Genomic DNA, 18,718 nt, shown 5'->3' on the forward strand with positions numbered 1-18,718 from the left:
CTTCTTTGTAACAGATATTTGCTTTTTTTTAAAGAAATCTGTTTGTCGCTCGTTAAATACCGATAATCAGTAAGCCTGCTGTCATAAAAACTAAACCAATGATGAAGCTAGCAGATGAGGTAATCCCAACTACTTCTTCGGACATCCCTGCTTTGACACTATTAATAACAGAAAATGTCGGAATGGGTGCAACGCTTAACAAACATAAGACGAGCTTCATATCATGTGGAATAGGTAGCAGGTAAAATAGGCCGAATAAGCCAAGGCCAAATGCATAACGCAGACCTAACGTTTTTAGGACAAGTGAATAGCTCATTTTTGGGAGTTTCAGCTCTAAATACAACCCAATCATAAACATAGATAAAAAGGTATTTGCGTTTGCGATTACTTGTAACATTTCAACGAGTGACTGGGGTAATGAAGTTCCGCTTGAACGAAGAATCAACATCAGCAAATAGGCTGAAAATGGAACAGATTTGAGCAGCTTGATGACAATACCACCCAGGGATATAGGGGCTTTTTCACCTACTATTTTATCGACTGTTACAGTGGTTCCTCCGGCTAGCATGATGCTATTGCCCATGTCAAACATCGCAAGTAGCGGTACTGCAGCAGGTAAAAAGCTTTGGAGAAACGGTAGCGTAAAATTCCCGACATTGTAGCCAGAAACACTATACATCATAAATTCTTGTTCAGTCACGGAGCTCTTTTTGGAAAAGAACGCGCCGATGCCAATCATAAAAAAGTTTAAGATAAGTGCGATGAATAACAAGCTAAATAAGCTCACTTGGATGGTAAGACTAGCTAAATTTACTACGATTGCGGCAGGTAACGTGACATTTAAAATGATTTTGGATAAGGTATTGCCATCTGCTTTTGATAAAAGGTTCAACCGTTTTAAGCCGTACCCAATCAGAATAATCAAAAACAGTCCTAAGGCGTTAAACAAAATGGTTTTGATTGTGCTCTTCCTTCTTTCTTATAAAACCAAAATAGGTGAATAGTTAGGTGGATGTGGTACTAGAAAATAGTTTTTTTCTATTGAATTCTCTAGGGGTTCCTTCATTTGAGACCCTCAGTCACTTTCTTAAAAAAATTTTAAGGTTCTTTCTACCTAATAAGTTTTTATCTATCATTTATGCATTATCCGTTAATTTTAACTGAAACACGGGACAAATAAAAGAAAATCATGGGAAAACATCCACAAAATAGGAAGTTTTTCTTGGTAAATCAGGGTGTTTTTCCCACTAAGCTATTCATATGATTGTTTATTTGCTATAATTATACGGTATAAATTAAAAAATCGAGGTGAATTCATTGCCCCCATTAGATAATGAAAGGCATAATCGGAACACTAAAAAAGATCAATGGTTATTTCGGATAAACATTGTTTTACGAGTTATCCAATCTCTAGTAACCTTTGGCGTTGTTCTGTTAATTCTTGGCGGCTCATTGGCCTTGGGAATTGGGACAGGCTATTTCGCCTATTTGGTTGAGGATACGAACATGCCTACCAAAAATGAATTAGCACGTGATTTAGGGAATATTACGCAAACCTCCAAGTTAACCTACGCGGATAATAGTAATATTGCCACCATTCGTTCGGATTTAATGCGAACAGCTATCAGCTCCGAAAATATCTCTGATTTAATCAAAAAAGCCATTATTAATACAGAAGATGAGTATTTTGAAGAGCACAACGGGTTTGTTCCTAAAGCTGTGGTTCGAGCATTATTATCTGAGGCAACTGGAATGGGTTCGTCAGGGGGATCAACGTTAACCCAGCAATTGGTTAAACAACAAATCTTATCTAATGAGACCACGTTTAAGAGAAAAGCCAATGAAATTATTTTATCTATGCAGATTGAAAAGTATTTCTCAAAAGATGAGATTGTGACGACCTATTTAAATGTCTCCCCTTTTGGTCGAAACAACAAAGGCCAAAACATTGCAGGGGTTCAAGAAGCGGCAAAAGGAATTTTTGGTGTGAATGCCAAAGATGTTAATTTAGCCCAGGCAGCCTTTATCGCAGGTCTCCCACAAAGTCCAATCGTCTACAGCCCTTATACCAATACAGGCGATTTAAAAGAAGATTACTCACTCGGCTTAGAAAGAAAGGACTTCGTGTTATTCAGTATGTATCGTGAAAAGGCGATTACTAAAAAAGAATATGAAGAAGCCAAAGCGTATGATTTATCTAAGGACTTTTTAAAGAAAGAAACAGCGAAAGCAGATGACCAAGGCTTCTTATACTACGCTGTGTTGGATGCCGCTCAAGAGGCTATTGCAAAGAAAAATGCCAAAAAAGATGGCATCAGTGATGAAGATTTTGCAGATGAGGCAACCTATGCCGCTTATTTAAACCGGGCCAAAAAGGAATTAGAAAATGGTGGTTATACGGTTCAATCTACCATTGATAAAAACATCTATAATTCGATGCAGGATGCTGTCCGTGACTACGGATATATGTTAGATGATGGTTCTGGCTCACGAATTGAAACAGGTAGTGTCTTGATGGAAAATAAAACCGGGAAAATTTTAGGTTTTATTGGTAGTCGGGATTACAATACGGACCAAAATAATCATGCGTTTGATACTGTCCGACAAGCGGGTTCTTCCATCAAGCCTGTATTAGTTTATGGTCCAGCAATCGATCAAGGATTAATGGGCTCTGAGACGCGTGTGGCGGATTATCCGATGAAGTATAAAGATGGTGGCGCTGTGTTGGCCAATGCAACGAACACAGGCTCAAAGACCTTCCAGACGGTTCGTGAATCTCTTGAGTGGTCTAACAATATTCCTGCGTACCATATTTATCAAAACTTGATTGAAAAAACAGGCTCAGATCAGTTTGCGTACGATAACTATTTGAAGAAAATGAACTACCCTGCTTCACATGACTGGGGAGTTGAGGCTGCGCCTTTAGGAACGACGGATGTAACCACACTGAGTCAAACAAACGGCTATCAAACTTTAGCCAATGGTGGTGTATACCAAGAAGGCTATTTAATCGAGTCTATTAAGGACAATGAAGGCAATGTTGTTTACAAGCACGAGCCCAAACCTGTTAAGGTCTTCTCCCCTGCGACTGCTTCTATTATGAATGATTTGATGCGCAGTGTGATTGATGCTCAAATCACGACCCCGTTTAAGTCTGTGATTAGTGGGCTTGATTGGAATTTAGGCAATGCCGATTGGGTTGGGAAAACTGGGAGTACCGATCATTATGCGGATTCATGGCTAGTCGTCTCTACGCCGAAAGTCACAATCAGTAACTGGTCAGGACATGGAGAAGCAAATGTGCCAATGTATGATGGTAGCGGTGATCGTTCGGCGAATTACCTAGCCTACGTGATTAATAAAGTACATCAGACAAACGGCGATGTGTTTGGAACTAACGAGCGGTTTAATTTGTCTAATGAGGTCAAACAAGTCAAAGTGTCAGACTTTACTGGTGCTCTTCCAGCAACTGTTGATTATCAAAACTATAAGCTTCAATCACCTGGAAAAGAAGTCACTTCTCTTTGGGCGAAGGATGGTCCAGTTGATAGTACCTTTGAGTTCGGAATTGGCGGAACAGAGGCCGATTACTCGTCTTACTGGAAAGCTTACTTGGATAGAATTGCTGCTCAGCAAAGACAAGCGGAACAAGCGAAAAAAGCCAAAGAGCAAACGGATAACGAGAAGGCAGAAAAAGAAAAGAAAAAAACAAATAACAATAGCTCTACAGAAAAGAAATCTGAGGATAAAAAAGATACAAAAGACGATTGAGTTGTAGAGGAATAAGTAATCACAAAAAAGGAATCAGCTTTCGCTGATTCCTTTTTTGTGATTCTCAATTATTTTGTTGAGCCTTTTTTATCAATTCCATAAGGTAAGATAATTGTTTTTTCTTCAACGTCTTCTTTATTCATCATTTTTGTCAATAGACGCATCGCTACCGCACCGATATCATATAAAGGTTGGGTTACGCTTGATAGACGTGGACGAGAAACATCCGTCAATAATGAGTTGTTGCTTGTGATGATTTCAAATTCTTCAGGAACTTTTACGCCAGCATCTAACATGCCATCCAAAATTCCAATAGCTAATTCGTCATCTGTTACGTAAGCGGCAGTTGCCCCACTATTTTTAATGCGATCAGTTAATGCTAAACCGTCTCTAAAGTTGTAAGCTGACTCAAATACAAGTCCTTCATTGTAAGATAAACCATTTTCAGAAAGTGCTTCTTTATATCCCTTCATACGACTTTGGCCATTGATTGGATCAATAAGCGCGCCACTAACAAAAGCAATTTTTTTGTTGCCATTTTTTGCTAGTAGGTCTGTCGCATCTTTTGTGGCACTTGCATAGTCAATATTTACGCTACCGACTTGTTCGTCTGGATCGATTGAACCAGCCAAGACAACTGGTGTTTTCGAACGAGAGAATTCGCCACGAATCTCATCTGTGATATGGTGCCCCATAAAGATCACGCCATCCACTTGTTTTGCCAATAAATTGTTCAAAACATTGACTTCTTTTTGGTCGTTTCCATCAGAGTTTGCTAAAATAATGTTGTATTTATACATCGTAGCAACATCGTCAATTCCGCGTGCTAATGATGCGAAGAACATATTACTCACATCAGGGATCAAGACACCAACAGTGGTTGTTTTTTTACTTGCTAAACCACGAGCGACAGCATTTGGGCGATAATCCAAACGATCGATTACTTCCAACACTTTTTTACGAGTGGCAGGCTTCACGTTAGGATTACCATTAACAACACGAGAAACAGTTGCCATAGAAACGTTTGCTTCACGAGCAACATCATAGATTGTAATTGTTTGTTTTTCCATGAAAATTCTCCTATTCATTTTTATATTCCATTTTCTGAAAATGCTATTTACATTTCTAAACTAGAATAGCATTTTCTGTAAAATAATGCAACCGTTTTACTTGTGTTTTCATGAAAATTTTACATTCATTTCAATTAGTGTGTCGATTCGAATAGTGGTACAATAATAGATATAAACGCTATCAGAAAGAAGGAGAATAAATGAACGCGACTAAATTAACAGAATTAAAGAATTGGATGAAACAAAATCAGACCGATTTGGCTTACATTAGTGATCCAGGGCATATTGCTTACTTTTCCGGCTATGAGAGTGAACCGCATGAACGAATCCTAGCCCTTTTTGTTTCTACTGACCGTGATCCTTTTTTATTTACACCCGCTCTTGAAGTAGAAGATGCACAAAATAGCTCTTGGACGTATGATGTGATTGGCTATTTAGATAGTGAAAATCCTTGGAAAAAAATTGCAGCAGAAATTGAAAGTCGTTATGGCACACCTCAATCAATGAGTCTTGAAAAAGCCAATTTGACGCTGGATCGTTTTAATGAACTAGAAAAGGCCTTTTCTGAGACTGACTTTTCAACAGACTTAACCCCTCTTATTCAACGTTTACAATTGATTAAGACAGAGGAAGAAAAAAATAAACTAATGGAGGCTGGCTCATGGGCAGATGTCGCTTTTGAGATTGGCTTTAGAACGATTAAAGAAGGCGTAACAGAACAAGAACTTGTTGCAGAAGTGGAATATCAATTAAAACGTCAAGGTGTTATGTCTATGTCGTTTGATACACTGATATTGGCCGGTGAAAATGCGGCAAGTCCTCATGGTAACCCAGGCAAAAAAGCAGTTGCTAAAAATGAATTAGTATTATTTGACTTAGGTGTTGTTTGGAATGGTTATTGTAGTGATGCAACAAGAACTGTTGCGTTTCATGAACCAACGGAGTTCCAAGAAAAAATCTACAATATTGTCTTAGAAGCACAGTTAGAAGCGCAAAAAGCGGTGAAACCAGGTGTTAAAGCAAGTGAATTGGATAAGATTGCGCGTGACGTAATTGAAGGCTACGGTTATGGCGAGTATTTTAATCATCGTCTTGGTCATGGAATTGGGACGACGGTTCATGAGTACCCTTCTTTGGTTGAAGGAAACGATTTGGTGATTGAAAAAGGCATGTGTTTCTCTCTAGAACCTGGTATTTATATTCCTGAAAAAGTCGGCGTTCGAATTGAAGATTGTGTCTACGTAACAGAAGATGGCTGTGAATCATTTACGAAAACGACAAAAGAGTTACAAATTATTCAATAAACGACGATAGCTATGATTGTATACTGCCTCAAAAAAGATTCATATCTGACTTGGAGGTCTTAGTAGAAACCCTCGAGCAAACAATCTGCCCGAGGGTTTCTTATACTATTCTTTTGTATCGTCGATCATATCTTAGACTTGTTCTTTACTATCTTCTACAGCTTCTTTTGCTACTTCTTTACTTTCATCTAAAACAGGTTTTGTTTCTTCAACAGCCTCTTCAACCGTTCCTTTTGCTTCTTCAGCTGTTTCTTTTACATTGATGACGATATCTTCAGAAGTTTCTTCAGCTAGGTCTGACAATTCATCTGTTTCCTCTTTTAAGTCAGTCGCCGTTTTTTTGAAACGATCAGTTAAATCAGCTGATTGTTGTTTTAATCTGTGTAGCATTGAATCAGAAATATCATGTGCATCATCGAAAGAGCTCGCTGTTTTTTCTTTGATATTTCCAGCTAAGTCGCCTGCTTGTTGAGAAAGAATCGTTGCTTTTTCTTTGGCAATTGAGCTAAGCTCTGTTGATTTATCTTTGGCATAATCAGTGTAGTCAGAAGCCATATCCAACAGGTCATCTGCATGTGTTGCTAAGTCTTCACGTAACTCTTTTCCTGACTTAGGCGCTAATAACAAGGCTGCTACAGCGGCTGCCGTACCACCAATGACTGCACCTAATAAAAATCCACCTTTTTTTGACATACTGTGTTTCCTCCCACTCTATTTTGTATTTTTTTCTGTTGATTTGTTGTTTCTAAAGAACTTAATAGCTGTGCCACCCACTTTTGAGGCGACACTTGCTTTTGCTGTTGTTTTACCAACAGAAGTTACTTTTGATAATAGACTCTTACTTGAGCTGTTTAAATCCGAAACGCTCTCGCTTAAATCGGCGACGGCCGTAAACAACGGATCGATAGTTGCCACTTTTCCATTGACGTCGTTTAAAAGCTCGTTACTTTTGACAAGTAACCCCTCCACTTGACGAGATAAAACATCGACGTCATTTGTGACCACATTAACGGTCGTCTTCACTTCTGATACAACATTATCCACATTCTTAAGCGTTTTTGATACTTGTAATAATACAGGGATTAAAAAGATCACAAGCACAACTAGTGCTAGTGCTGCTAATAATCCTGCGATTTCTCCACCTGACATGCCAACACTCCTTTTCTGCATATAAAACTTACACTTAGCATAGCATTTCACTATTTTTTGTACAAATAAAACACGCGCTAATTATAATTAGTTTGCTACCTCTATTGTACTAGAAAACAGAGCCATTGCAAATAGTACAGACTCCGCTATCTGTCGTAAAAGAAATAAAAGAAGGCTTTTTATGTATCTGAATTCTTAATCAATTCAACTGAGTAACTTGATAGATAAGATAAAGAGGTAGGGACATAATTTATAAAGCTCTGTCCCTAACCTCTTTATCTTGTTATTGTATTACTTTTTTTCTTTTTTAGGAGCAGTTTCTTTAGTCTTTGTTGGTTCACCAGAAAGCTCAGCACCTAAGTCGATAATATATTGTTTTAGATTTTCTCCCACTTCTGGGTGTGTTAAACCATATTCGATGCTTGTCTTCATAAAGCCAAATTTATCTCCAACGTCGTATCGTTTTCCAGTAAATTCTTGAGCAAACACACGTTGTGTTTTGTTTAGTGTATCAATGGCATCGGTTAATTGAATTTCGTTTCCGGCACCTGGCGCTTGATTCTCAAGGACATCAAAAATCTCAGGTGTTAACAAGTAACGTCCAATAATCGCTAAATCACTTGGCGCTTCTTCCGGTTTTGGTTTTTCAACAAAGTTTTTAACGTTGAATAAGCCTTTTTCAACTTCTTCACCAGGGTTAATAATTCCATACTTAGAGGTATCTTCATGTGGTACACGCATGACAGCAAGTGTTGAAGCATGGGTACGTTCGTAATCGTTAATCAATTGTTTGGTTAACGGAATCGTATCTTCCATTAAATCATCACCCAACATAACGACAAATGGTTCATTACCAACGAAAGCGCGTGCTTGAAGAACGGCGTGACCTAAACCTTTTGGATGGGATTGGCGAATAAAGTGAAGATTAACATCTGTTGTTTCTTCAACAAGCTTCAATAATTCAGTCTTACCTTTTTCGCGAAGATTTGTTTCCAATTCTACATTTGAATCAAAATGATCTTCAATTGGACGTTTGCCTTTTCCTGTAACAATTAAGATGTCTTCAATGCCAGATTTAAGGGCCTCCTCAACGATAAATTGAATGGTTGGTTTATCAACAATGGGTAACATTTCCTTGGCCATAGCTTTAGTTGCTGGTAAAAAACGAGTGCCTAATCCAGCTGCTGGAATGACTGCTTTTTTGACTTTCATGTGTATTGCCTCCTAAGTTAACTAATAAAAAAATTTTTAACTAATTGAAAATTCATTTTCAACTTTTCCGTCGCGTAACATGATATCTTTTGCTGCGGTTTTAATATCTTTTCCTTCATAAAGCACACTGTAGATGGTTTCTGTAATGGGCATCTCTACGTTTACTTGATGAGCAAGCTCGATGGCAGCCTTTGTTGTAGAGACTCCTTCAACAATCATGCCCATGTTATCTAAGACCTCTTGTAGGTTATGCCCTTTTCCAAGAAGATTTCCAGCTCGCCAGTTTCTAGAGTGGACACTCGTACAGGTAACAATTAAATCACCCACACCACTTAATCCGATAAAGGTTAGTGGATCTGCGCCCATAGCTACTCCTAAACGGCTAATTTCAGCAAGACCACGTGTCATAATAGCTGCTTTAGCGTCATCTCCAAAACCAAGACCGTGAATCGCTCCTGCTCCAATGGCGATAATATTTTTTAAGGCAGCGCCCATCTCAACGCCAATGACATCAGTATTTGTATAGATTCTAAAATAATCATTCATGAATAGGCTTTGAACATAAGTCGCATCTTCAACGGCTTCACTTGCTGCAGTAATTGTTGTAATATCGTGAACAGCAACCTCTTCTGCATGGCTAGGTCCTGATAAAACAACCAAACCACGTCTTTTATCAGCTGGAATCTCTTCACATAAAACTTCTGAAATACGTTTGTGTGAGTCTTGTTCCAAACCTTTGCTGGCATGGATGATTAACGGTTTGTTTTTCACTTTTGCTACAAATTCTTGTGCCACGATACGAATTGCCTTCGTTGGAACAACAAAAAGTATGGCATCAGCGCCATCGATAGCTACCTCTAACTCTTTTTCACCACGAATAGATGATGGAATCGTTAAATCTGGTAGGTAATGACGGTTGGTATGATAGGTATTAATCTCATCAATTTGGGCTTCATTGTTGCCCCAAATGCGGACATCGTGGCCATTTTCAGCAAGAACTTGCGCTAAGGCAGTCCCCCATGAACCTGGGCCTAATACAGCGATTGTTTGTTTCAATTAATGCTCCCCCTCCTGTAGCTTTGCATTGCTAGTTTACCACAGTATTCGAATCTTTTCATTTATAACAGCGATTGATTGTTTCCTAAGGTTCGATCGTAGTCTTGTAAATTTGTGTCTTTTTTTCGACGCCAGATAAGAACAACGATTGCGCCAACAAATAAAACGGCAGATAGCGCTTGTGAGACACGGATATCAGCGAAAAGATAGAGACTGTCTGTTCTCATCCCTTCAATGAAAAAGCGCCCAAAGCTATACCAGATAATATAACCAAGAAAAACTTCGCCTTGTTTTAATAAGTGGTTCTTTTTTCGGAAAACAATCAGAAGAATGAACCCAAGCACGTTCCATGTTGATTCATAAAAGAAAGTTGGCTGACGGAAGGCGCCCTCGATGTACATATTATCGATAATAAATTGTGGTAAATGTAGGCCTTTTAAAAATGCTTCAGTTGTCTTTGCCCCAAAAGCTTCGTGATTCATAAAGTTGCCCCAGCGGCCGATTGCTTGCGCAAGAATTACACTTGGTGCCGCAATGTCAAGAAACGTCCACAAAGAGATAAAATGATATCTAGTGAAAAAGTAGAGTGTCAGCCCCCCAGCAATTAACCCACCATAGATTGCTAATCCGCCAGAACGGATGTTGAAAATTTGAATAGGATCTTCTAAATAAAGCTGGATATCAAATAAAACATAATATAAGCGTGCACCAATAATAGCAATGGGTAGCCCCCAAAGCATAAAATCAGTCACATCATCTTTTTTTAACCCAACTCGAACAGCTTCACGGCTACTTAACCACATGGCAATAGCAATACCTGAGACAATTAGAAGTGCATACCAATAAATTGGAAAGCCTAAGAAGTCGAACGCGACACGGTCAATTTGCGCTAACATATAAAAACTCCTTAATTTGTTGAATTTTCTTCAATTAGTTTGGTTAGTCGTTCCTCAAATGTTTTCGTTGCATCATACCCCATCGTTTTCGCACGGAAATTCATGGCAGCTACTTCAATGATAATAGCGACATTTCGCCCAGTTTTCACAGGGATTTTAATCTGTGGTACTTGCACTGCTGCAATCTCAACGGTTGTATCATCTGAGCCCAAGCGGTCATATTTTTTATCTTTTTCCCAAGACTCTAAGTAAACGGTCAGCTGAACCTCTGTCGAGCCACGAACCGCACTTGCCCCAAACAAATTCATCACATCAATAATGCCGATTCCGCGAATTTCAATTAAATGCTGTAAAATCTTAGGCGGTTCACCGACAACAGTTAACTCATCTTGTTTATAGACATCAACACGGTCATCCGCAATTAAACGATGCCCTCGTTTAATTAATTCTAAAGCAGTTTCACTCTTACCTATCCCACTGTCTCCTTGGATTAAGACGCCTAGGCCATAAACATCTACCAAAACGCCATGAATGCTTGTGCGTGGTGCTAAACGGCTATCTAGGTAGCTTGAAATTTCACCTAACAAGCGCGAAGTTGAAATTGGCGATCGTAAAACGGCTATATCAAATTCTTCAGCTGCTTGAATCATTTCCTTGGTAGCTTCAAGTCCTCTAGAGATAATAAACGCAGGAGTATCTGGGCTACACATCCGTCTCATCACCATCAGTCGTTCTTCCGGTGTCATTCGTTCAGCGAAAGTCGTTTCTTTACTTCCAAATAATTGTAAGCGATCATGGGAATAATAATTAAAATAACCGGTTAATTCCAAACCAGGTCGAGAAATATCTCCTGTTACTATGTCACGGTCTAAACTAGTTGGGCTTCCAGTTACAACTTCAAGTGATAACTTTTCGACTAGTTGGCTTACTTTGACAATCTCTGTCATTACAGTCCCTCATTTCATATAGTATTCCTGTCCTATTTTATCATTATCCCAAACAAGATACTAGAAAGAAATAACCGAGTTGCTTTTGTACCCACCGTTTATTCGGATAAAAAGAGGATGGAACAAAACTTTATAAGTTTGTCCCATCCTCTTTTAACTATTATTTATATTTGGTCATGGTATGTTCGCTGACTATCGTATTAACAAATGTCATAATCACAGCGACCAAAATTGCTGCGCCAAACGAAGAGAAGCCAAATTGTTCTGTACCGACAAAAAATGAAGTCATTTTTAACATAATCGCATTAACGACAAAGCTAAACAAACCAAATGTTACCAGTGTAAACGGTAGAGATAGGATTGTTAACACTGGTTTGACTAGCATGTTCAGCAAGGAAAGAACAAAGCTTGCGATAATCGCTGTTGGAATCCCATGAACATGCACCATGTTAGGAAACAGGACGGCTAATGAGATAAAGGTCAACGAATTAACGACTAGTCGTTGGAAATAAGTCATTAGAAATCACTCCAGTCGTCCTCATCAATTTTTTCTGCTTGTTTGCGTGTTGTTTTGTTTGATTCACGGTAATTGTTGCTTTGGTAATAAGGATTATCATGACCATAATTCTGGGTTCTTGTTCGACCTGAAGGGATGATAAACGCCATGATAATATATAAGATAATTGGACTGCCAATTAAGAACATACTTGCTGCAACATAAATGACACGTACGATGGTTGGATCAATCCCAAAGTATTCAGCGATCCCTGCTAATGTCCCTGTAAGGACTACGTTTTTATTAGATTTCGTTAATTTTTTTCTCAATGTTCCTCACCTCTATCCCTTCAAATTTTACACTAGAAAGATGCAGAATGCACCTCTCTAGTTCAAAAAATATTTATTTATCTGTATCTTTTAGGTAGATACTGCCTGTTGTTGTAGATAAGCTTACTTGGGCCATTTTTGTTTCAGATACGCGACGGAATTGAAGCATTTGGTTTGTGCGTTCTTTCTTTTCACGAATGACTTCGTAGTTGCTCATGCGGCTGTTAATGCGACCAAGACTTGTCTTCGCATAACCATCAACACCAACTTCTATTGGTAAAGCAACTTTGACATTTCCGTTAACTGAGCTTGCTTCAATCTTGTGTAGTTCAGGATTTTTCGCTGTGACACGAACATCGCCGTTAACTAGAGAAACAGATAGATTTTGTGGGGCATCATCAAGTGTGACGGTCCCATTAACTGTTTCAATGATTGAATCTAAAATTTCACTCGCACGAACGTCAATATTGCCGTTGACGCCTTCGATTTCAAGCATTGTAGCCTTCACTTTATTAAATTGAATATTCCCATTTGTTGATTTTGCATAAGCATCTTTTACTTCCAATTCGTCAATGGTCATATTTCCGTTTAATAATTTGATAGAAACATGATCATACGTGCGTGTTGGTAAGTAGAACACTAAGTCTGCACGAATCCGTTTGTTGGGAATTTGGAATGAAATTCGTTCGTCATCGACTTCAATTTGACTTCTTTGTTCGAACGCTTCAAATGGTGTTGCTGCATCCATCTTGCCATATAGGCGAATTTTCGCTTCTACTTTGACGTCTTCTTTATCCCATGTTTTGAATTGAACATTCCCGTTAGCCACTTTAACATCTAAAAGGCTTGCTTGGGGAGCTTCGTAGTAGAACTCATGCTCAAATTTTGTTGTTGCGATGCCTGGTACTCGTAAACTAACATCTTTCCATTCCATATTGTCATTGACTGACTCAGAAACTGTTTGGAATGTTTGTTTTAGGAATTTTCCTAATTGTGTGCCTGCTTCTGCCATTTTTTCACCGACTTGACTAAGTGTATCGTTGGCTTGTTCTTTCCAATCATCTGGAATGTCAAACTTAGAACCAATTGAGTCTTTTGTTTCAGACCATTGATTTTTACGGATGTTTTTGAGCTCAGCTTCCAAAGTGACCTTTTCTTCTAGTAAGTCATTTAGAGAATCTTCTAGGGCTTCTGTTTCCGTTTGAAGAACTTGTCTAGCTTCTAGTTCTTCTTCAGTCAAGGTCCCTAACTCTTCTTTAGTATCTAATTGCATCGTCTGTTCTTGTTTTTCTTTGATTTCTGTACGAATGCCTTGAATTTCAGCATTGACTTCATCCAGTTCAACAGATGCTTTATTTGCTTCCGTTGCTAAATCATCGAGGATTTTTTCTAAGTTTTCTTTATCTTCTCGTTCTTTATCTTTAAAATCTAGAGTAGGCTCTTCCAGCTCTTGACCATTTTCTAAAGCATCGATTAACTTATTGACTTGATCATTATCTTCTGTAGAAGGATCTGTTGCTTTATTAGTTAGGTCTTGATTAGTGGAAGACACCTTGTCCGCCGCCTGGTCAATGTGTTTTTCGTCTTTTGCAGTTGCCATAGATTCAAGTAAATCTAATGCTTCCTCAGTGGAGAGCACACCTTGTTTAACTAATTCTAAAATACGTTCTCTTTCTTTCATGGAAATTGCCTCCTTGAGCAAATTTATTTTGCAAGGTTTTCCTTACATGCTTATTATGCCCTTTTTTTTGATAAATGTCATAGGACTTTAGTTGTAACTTTTTCTCTGTCTCAAGGTGAAAGTGTCTTTTTTTTATGAAAGGACAAATAAATTCATCGATTTTGGTAATTATTTTTCAATATTCATTGAATCATATAACCTCTGCATCTGATTAAGCAAAATTTCAAATGAATCTAAATCAAAATTGAAAGTGTACTGCTTGTCAATGAATTGAACCTCTGCTAATTTCTTCTCAGCTAAACTTATTGAAATCTTTTTCTTTCCATTAACCGTTTCACTAAATATACCGTTGCCAAAATTAGGTACAATATAATATCCAGAGTAATTATCCATTTATTTTTAACCTTCTCTCTAAACTATCAATTTTGAGATAAATCCCACCGCTCATTTATCAGACCTTCTTATGGTGATTTTTTATACAAGAAGAGACTTACCTTTCCACAATTTGGTTAATTGCTAAAGCAAGTCTCTTCCTATTACAAATGTTAAATGAAAACTATCGTGGTTTATTCGTCGTGGTTTGTGTTTAACTCTGTGATTTTACCTGTCGCTAGATAAACAATCCATTCGCAAATATTCGTCACATAGTCAGCAATTCTTTCTAAGTACGTCGCTACATGCAAGTAATCTGTCCCACTAACGACTGTTTCAGGATGATTTTCCATCTTTTTAATTGAGCGATTATAAATTTGAGTGAAATATTCATTGACCCGTTGATCCATGTTAGCAATCGTTCGGGCATCTTTTTCATCCGTTTTGACATAAGCCACCAAAACGTTATCCACCATTTTTTTTACATAATCAGACATATCAGAAATTTCTTTTTCAATTTCAGGAATCCGTGTTTCTCCCTTAACGCGAATCGTTGACTTAGCGACAGACACAGCATGGTCGGCCATTCTTTCTAAGTCAGAGCTTGCTTTCATCACGGTAATAATCATCCGCAAGTCTGTTGTTACAGGTTGTTGCAAAGCAATCATCTCGAAGCTCTTTTTCTCTAAACGCACTTCCATGTCGTTTATAGCCACATCATTTTCAATTACTTCTTTAGCCAAGGCTTTATCGTGTTTGATGTATGAACGAACCGATTTGTGGACGGCGCTACTAACCATCATACCCATTTCATAAAACTGATTGTGAAGGTTCAAAAGTTCTTCTTCAAATTGTGTACGTAACATATTTCTCCTCCTATCCAAATTTACCAGAAATATAATCTTCCGTTTCTTTTTTCTCCGGTTGTAAAAAGATTTTTTTTGTATCATTGTATTCTATTAAATGACCATCTAAAAAGAAAGCCGTTTTATCAGAAATCCGTGAAGCCTGAGACATGTTATGAGTCACCATAATCATGGTGTACTGTTCACGAAGCTCAAGCAGCATGTTTTCAATTTTCCCTGTTGAAATTGGGTCAAGTGCACTAGTTGGCTCATCCAATAAGATGATTTCTGGACTGACAGCTAGCACACGCGCGATACAGACACGTTGTTGTTGCCCACCAGAAAGAGAAAGAGCACTCTTGTGTAGTTTATCCTTGACATCTTCCCAGACAGAAGCGGCTTTTAGACTTTCTTCGACGACCCGATCGAGCACTTGTTTGTCTTTTTCTCCTTTTAGTTTCAGACCATAAATGACATTTTCATAAATGGAGAAAGGGAATGGATTCGGCTGTTGAAACACCATGCCAATTTCTTTTCGTAAGTCCACAGTATCCGTTTTAGGACTGTAGATATCACGACCTTTATACATCACACTTCCAGTAATTGTCACATCAGGGATTAGATCATTCATGCGGTTTAGTGAGCGCAGATAGGTTGATTTCCCACAACCAGATGGGCCAATCATAGCAGTGATTTGGCCTTTTTCAATCTGCATATCAATTCCTTTTAATGCTTCTTTTTTTCCATAATAAAGATGTAAGTCTTTAGATACGATGATTTCGTTTATCATCTCTCGAACCTCCATTTTAGCATTCCTGTGTTCTCAAAGCAAAAGCTTAACCAAAATGTCCAGAAACATAATCTTCTGTTGCTTGGACTTTTGGACGAGTAAAGATTTTTCTAGTCTCATCGTATTCGATAACTTTTCCTAAATAAAAAAATGCTGTGTAGTCACTGATACGCGCTGCTTGTTGCATGTTGTGCGTCACGATAATAATCGTATAATGTTCTTTCAAATTAACTAAGGTCTCTTCTACCGTTCCCGTCGAAATAGGATCTAAGGCACTAGCAGGTTCATCTAGTAATAAAATATCTGGCTTCATAGCGATGGCTCGAGCGATACAAAGGCGTTGCTGTTGCCCACCAGATAAAGCTAAGGCACTTTTATCTAAAGTATCTTTGACTTGATCCCACAAAGCAGCTTGTTTGAGACTGGTTTCCACAATCTCATCTAGCTTTTTCTTATCTTTTTCTCCATGCTGTTTGAGTGCAAACGTAATATTCTCATAAATAGATTTACTAAATGGATTCGGTCGTTGGAACACCATTCCAACGCGTTTTCTCATTTCGTAGACATCAACCTCTTTAGAATTTATATTGACGTCCTTGTACATGATTTCGCCAGTCACTTTGGTGTTAGCGATCCCATCGTTCATTCGATTAAGTGAGCGCAGGTAAGTGGATTTCCCACAGCCTGATGGGCCAATTAGAGAGGTGATTTTATTTTTTTCAAATTCCAGACCGACACCCTTGATGGCTTCATTTTCACCATACCAAACATGTAAATCGTTGGTGTGAAGGGCAATATTTTGTTTATCTGGTACGGAAATGATATTGGTATCATTTAAGTCGTATTCTTTCATCTAATCGTCTCCTTAAGCTGAAGTCATCTTTTTGTGTAGTCGTTTTCCGAGTGCTCGAGCGCCGAAATTGAAGAGCAGTACGGCGATAATCAAGACAGCTGAGGCTCCAGCTGAAACGGCTGCACCATCAGGCATCGTTCCCTCAGTGTTGACTTTCCAAATGTGAACAGCCAAGGTTTCTGCTTGTCGAAAAATACTAATCGGGCTGGAAATACTTAATGGATTCCAGTTCGTGAAATCTAGTGCTGGTGCGCTTTGACCTGCTGTATAAATAAGGGCCGCAGCTTCACCGAAAATTCTACCAGAACTTAAGATAATCCCCGTTAAAATTCCGGGCAGAGCTTCTGGAACCACCACTTTGGTGACAGTCTCCCAACGAGAAAGTCCAAGAGCTAACCCTGCTTCGCGCTGTGTATAGTGAACTGCTCGTAAAGATTCTTCGACATTTCTTGTCAAAAGAGGCAAGTTGAATAGTGTTAGAGCCAACGCACCTGAGATGATAGAAAAACCATATTCAAATTGAATAACGAAAATTAAGAAGCCGAACAAACCAACAACAACAGAAGGCAAAGAGCTCAATATTTCAATCGATGTACGGATGATATCAGTCACCCAGTTCTTAGGAGCATACTCAGATAAGTAAATTCCTGCTCCTAATGAAATCGGCAGACTAATAAGCATGGTAATAAATAGTAGATATAATGAGTTAAATAGTTGGATCCCAATTCCTCCACCCACTTGGTAAGCTTTTGAAGGTTCTGTTAAGAAGGCCCAAGAAATATGTGGCACACCTCGTACTAAGATATAAAGAAGTAAGGCCGCTAAAATTAAGACGATAATTCCTGAGACGGTGTACAGGACACCTGTAGCAATTTTATCTGATTTTTTTGCATTCATTATTTAAGCGCCCCTTTCTTCCCAATCAAACGAATCACAATGTTGAAGAACAGTGACATTAATAATAGGATCAATGCAAGTGACCATAAGACATTATTTTCGACTGTCCCCATAATCGTATTCCCAATCCCCATCGTTAAAATAGAAGTTAAGGTTGAGGCCGGTGTTGTTAAACTAGAAGGCATTAAGGCAGCATTCCCAATGACCATTTGAATTGCTAAAGCTTCACCAAACGCGCGAGCCATACCAAAGACAACGGCTGTCAAAATACCTGGGATAGCGGCTCTTAGCACCACTTTGTAAATCGTTTGCCAGCGTGTTGCCCCTAAGGCAAGAGAGGCCTCACGATAATGTCTGGGCACAGATTTAAGCGCGTCGACGGTCATCGTTGTAACAGTCGGTAAAATCATGATAAATAGGACAAACGTTCCAGCTAAAATCCCAAATCCAGTGCCACCAAAGACAGAGCGCACAGCTGGTACAATAACTGATAACCCAATGAAACCATAAACAACTGATGGAATACCGACCAGTAATTCAATAACTGGTTGTAAAATTTTGGTGCCTTTTTTTGGCGAAATCTCTGTCATAAAGACTGCTGCACCAATAGCAAATGGTGTTGCGACGATTGCTGACAGAAACGTCACGATAAATGAACCGGCAATCATCGGCAATGCACCTACCATGGGCTTGCCTTCTGGACCTAATTGACTAGGATTCCAATCAGAGCCGAATAGAAAATCGAAAACATTGATTTTATCCACAAAAAATGTAGCTAATCCTTTGCTTGCGACAAAAAAGAATATTGAAATGACGACTAGGACGATCAAAGCGATACATAGAAAACTCAGAAGCTTTCCTCGTTGTTCCATTCTCGCCCGTTTTGATTTGGTTAGTAACACTTTTTTTACATCTTCCAAGTTTGTTCCTCCTCTAAACGTGCAACTATAAAGTCTAGTTGCATACGCTTTTTAGTTTACTGTTAGAACATCAATTTGGTTTTAACTTCATGTAAAGGTTTTGTGTAGATTGTAAATTTTGTGTAAAGAC

19 protein-coding genes are annotated in these 18,718 nt (G+C 38.6%); 2 read left to right on the forward strand and 17 right to left on the reverse strand.

Annotation, left to right across the window (positions count from 1 at the left end):
- Window positions 1-52: 52 nt before the first annotated feature.
- Complete coding sequence (locus tag IGI37_RS11970) at window positions 53-961, reverse strand: AEC family transporter (protein ID WP_438763644.1); 909 nt, start codon at window positions 959-961, stop codon at window positions 53-55.
- Window positions 962-1,317: 356 nt separating this feature from the next.
- On the opposite strand from IGI37_RS11970, the gene IGI37_RS11975 reads away from it, so the two are divergent.
- The gene (locus IGI37_RS11975) at window positions 1,318-3,771 is read left to right on the forward strand and encodes a transglycosylase domain-containing protein (RefSeq protein ID WP_438762205.1); all 2,454 of its coding nucleotides are present in this window, start codon (window positions 1,318-1,320) and stop codon (window positions 3,769-3,771) included.
- Between the two features lie 68 nt (window positions 3,772-3,839).
- On the opposite strand, the gene ccpA is transcribed toward IGI37_RS11975, so the two are convergent.
- On the reverse strand, window positions 3,840-4,841 hold the full coding sequence (gene ccpA / locus IGI37_RS11980) for a catabolite control protein A (protein WP_438762206.1): 1,002 nt from the start codon (window positions 4,839-4,841) through the stop codon (window positions 3,840-3,842).
- Between the two features lie 200 nt (window positions 4,842-5,041).
- Here ccpA and IGI37_RS11985 point away from each other — a divergent pair, with 200 nt between their 5' ends.
- Entirely contained in the window at window positions 5,042-6,145 is a 1,104-nt protein-coding gene (locus IGI37_RS11985; RefSeq protein WP_438762208.1) for an aminopeptidase P family protein, read from the forward strand.
- Between the two features lie 132 nt (window positions 6,146-6,277).
- On the opposite strand, the gene IGI37_RS11990 is transcribed toward IGI37_RS11985, so the two are convergent.
- From IGI37_RS11990 to pstC, 15 genes are all read right to left on the reverse strand, one after another.
- A complete protein-coding gene (locus tag IGI37_RS11990; protein ID WP_438762209.1) occupies window positions 6,278-6,838 on the reverse strand; it encodes a YtxH domain-containing protein in 561 nt (186 codons plus the stop codon).
- A gap of 18 nt (window positions 6,839-6,856) precedes the next feature.
- A complete protein-coding gene (locus IGI37_RS11995; RefSeq protein WP_438762211.1) occupies window positions 6,857-7,294 on the reverse strand; it encodes a DUF948 domain-containing protein in 438 nt (145 codons plus the stop codon).
- Window positions 7,295-7,585: 291 nt separating this feature from the next.
- Window positions 7,586-8,506, reverse strand: coding sequence for a UTP--glucose-1-phosphate uridylyltransferase GalU (galU, locus tag IGI37_RS12000; RefSeq protein WP_438762213.1), 921 nt, complete (start codon window positions 8,504-8,506; stop codon window positions 7,586-7,588).
- Window positions 8,507-8,542: 36 nt separating this feature from the next.
- Window positions 8,543-9,562: an NAD(P)H-dependent glycerol-3-phosphate dehydrogenase gene (locus IGI37_RS12005; protein ID WP_438762214.1), complete on the reverse strand. Its 1,020-nt coding sequence runs from the start codon at window positions 9,560-9,562 to the stop codon at window positions 8,543-8,545.
- Between the two features lie 62 nt (window positions 9,563-9,624).
- Window positions 9,625-10,458 carry a prolipoprotein diacylglyceryl transferase gene (gene lgt / locus IGI37_RS12010; protein ID WP_438762215.1) on the reverse strand — a complete coding sequence of 278 codons (834 nt, stop codon included), beginning with the start codon at window positions 10,456-10,458 and terminating at the stop codon, window positions 9,625-9,627.
- Between the two features lie 11 nt (window positions 10,459-10,469).
- Window positions 10,470-11,405, reverse strand: coding sequence for an HPr(Ser) kinase/phosphatase (gene hprK, locus IGI37_RS12015; RefSeq protein WP_438762216.1), 936 nt, complete (start codon window positions 11,403-11,405; stop codon window positions 10,470-10,472).
- 160 nt (window positions 11,406-11,565) lie between these two features.
- Window positions 11,566-11,922, reverse strand: a complete 357-nt coding sequence (locus tag IGI37_RS12020) for a phage holin family protein (protein ID WP_438762217.1) — start codon at window positions 11,920-11,922, stop codon at window positions 11,566-11,568.
- A complete protein-coding gene (locus tag IGI37_RS12025) occupies window positions 11,922-12,230 on the reverse strand; it encodes a PspC domain-containing protein (RefSeq protein ID WP_438762219.1) in 309 nt (102 codons plus the stop codon). The genes IGI37_RS12020 and IGI37_RS12025 overlap by 1 nt, the downstream gene beginning before the upstream one ends.
- A gap of 73 nt (window positions 12,231-12,303) precedes the next feature.
- On the reverse strand, window positions 12,304-13,911 hold the full coding sequence (gene liaX, locus IGI37_RS12030) for a daptomycin-sensing surface protein LiaX (protein WP_438762221.1): 1,608 nt from the start codon (window positions 13,909-13,911) through the stop codon (window positions 12,304-12,306).
- A gap of 168 nt (window positions 13,912-14,079) precedes the next feature.
- Entirely contained in the window at window positions 14,080-14,304 is a 225-nt protein-coding gene (locus IGI37_RS12035) for a hypothetical protein (RefSeq protein WP_438762223.1), read from the reverse strand.
- A 173-nt stretch (window positions 14,305-14,477) separates the two neighbouring features.
- A complete protein-coding gene (gene phoU, locus IGI37_RS12040) occupies window positions 14,478-15,149 on the reverse strand; it encodes a phosphate signaling complex protein PhoU (protein ID WP_438762225.1) in 672 nt (223 codons plus the stop codon).
- Window positions 15,150-15,159: 10 nt separating this feature from the next.
- Window positions 15,160-15,918, reverse strand: coding sequence for a phosphate ABC transporter ATP-binding protein PstB (pstB, locus tag IGI37_RS12045; protein WP_438762227.1), 759 nt, complete (start codon window positions 15,916-15,918; stop codon window positions 15,160-15,162).
- Between the two features lie 46 nt (window positions 15,919-15,964).
- The gene (pstB, locus tag IGI37_RS12050) at window positions 15,965-16,771 is read right to left on the reverse strand and encodes a phosphate ABC transporter ATP-binding protein PstB (protein WP_438762229.1); all 807 of its coding nucleotides are present in this window, start codon (window positions 16,769-16,771) and stop codon (window positions 15,965-15,967) included.
- Between the two features lie 12 nt (window positions 16,772-16,783).
- On the reverse strand, window positions 16,784-17,668 hold the full coding sequence (gene pstA, locus IGI37_RS12055; protein ID WP_438762231.1) for a phosphate ABC transporter permease PstA: 885 nt from the start codon (window positions 17,666-17,668) through the stop codon (window positions 16,784-16,786).
- Entirely contained in the window at window positions 17,668-18,588 is a 921-nt protein-coding gene (pstC, locus tag IGI37_RS12060; protein WP_438762232.1) for a phosphate ABC transporter permease subunit PstC, read from the reverse strand. The genes pstA and pstC overlap by 1 nt, the downstream gene beginning before the upstream one ends.
- Between the last annotated feature and the right edge of the window lie 130 nt (window positions 18,589-18,718).

This window comes from Enterococcus sp. AZ194, assembly GCF_051713825.1.
GTDB lineage: Bacteria > Bacillota > Bacilli > Lactobacillales > Enterococcaceae > Enterococcus_K.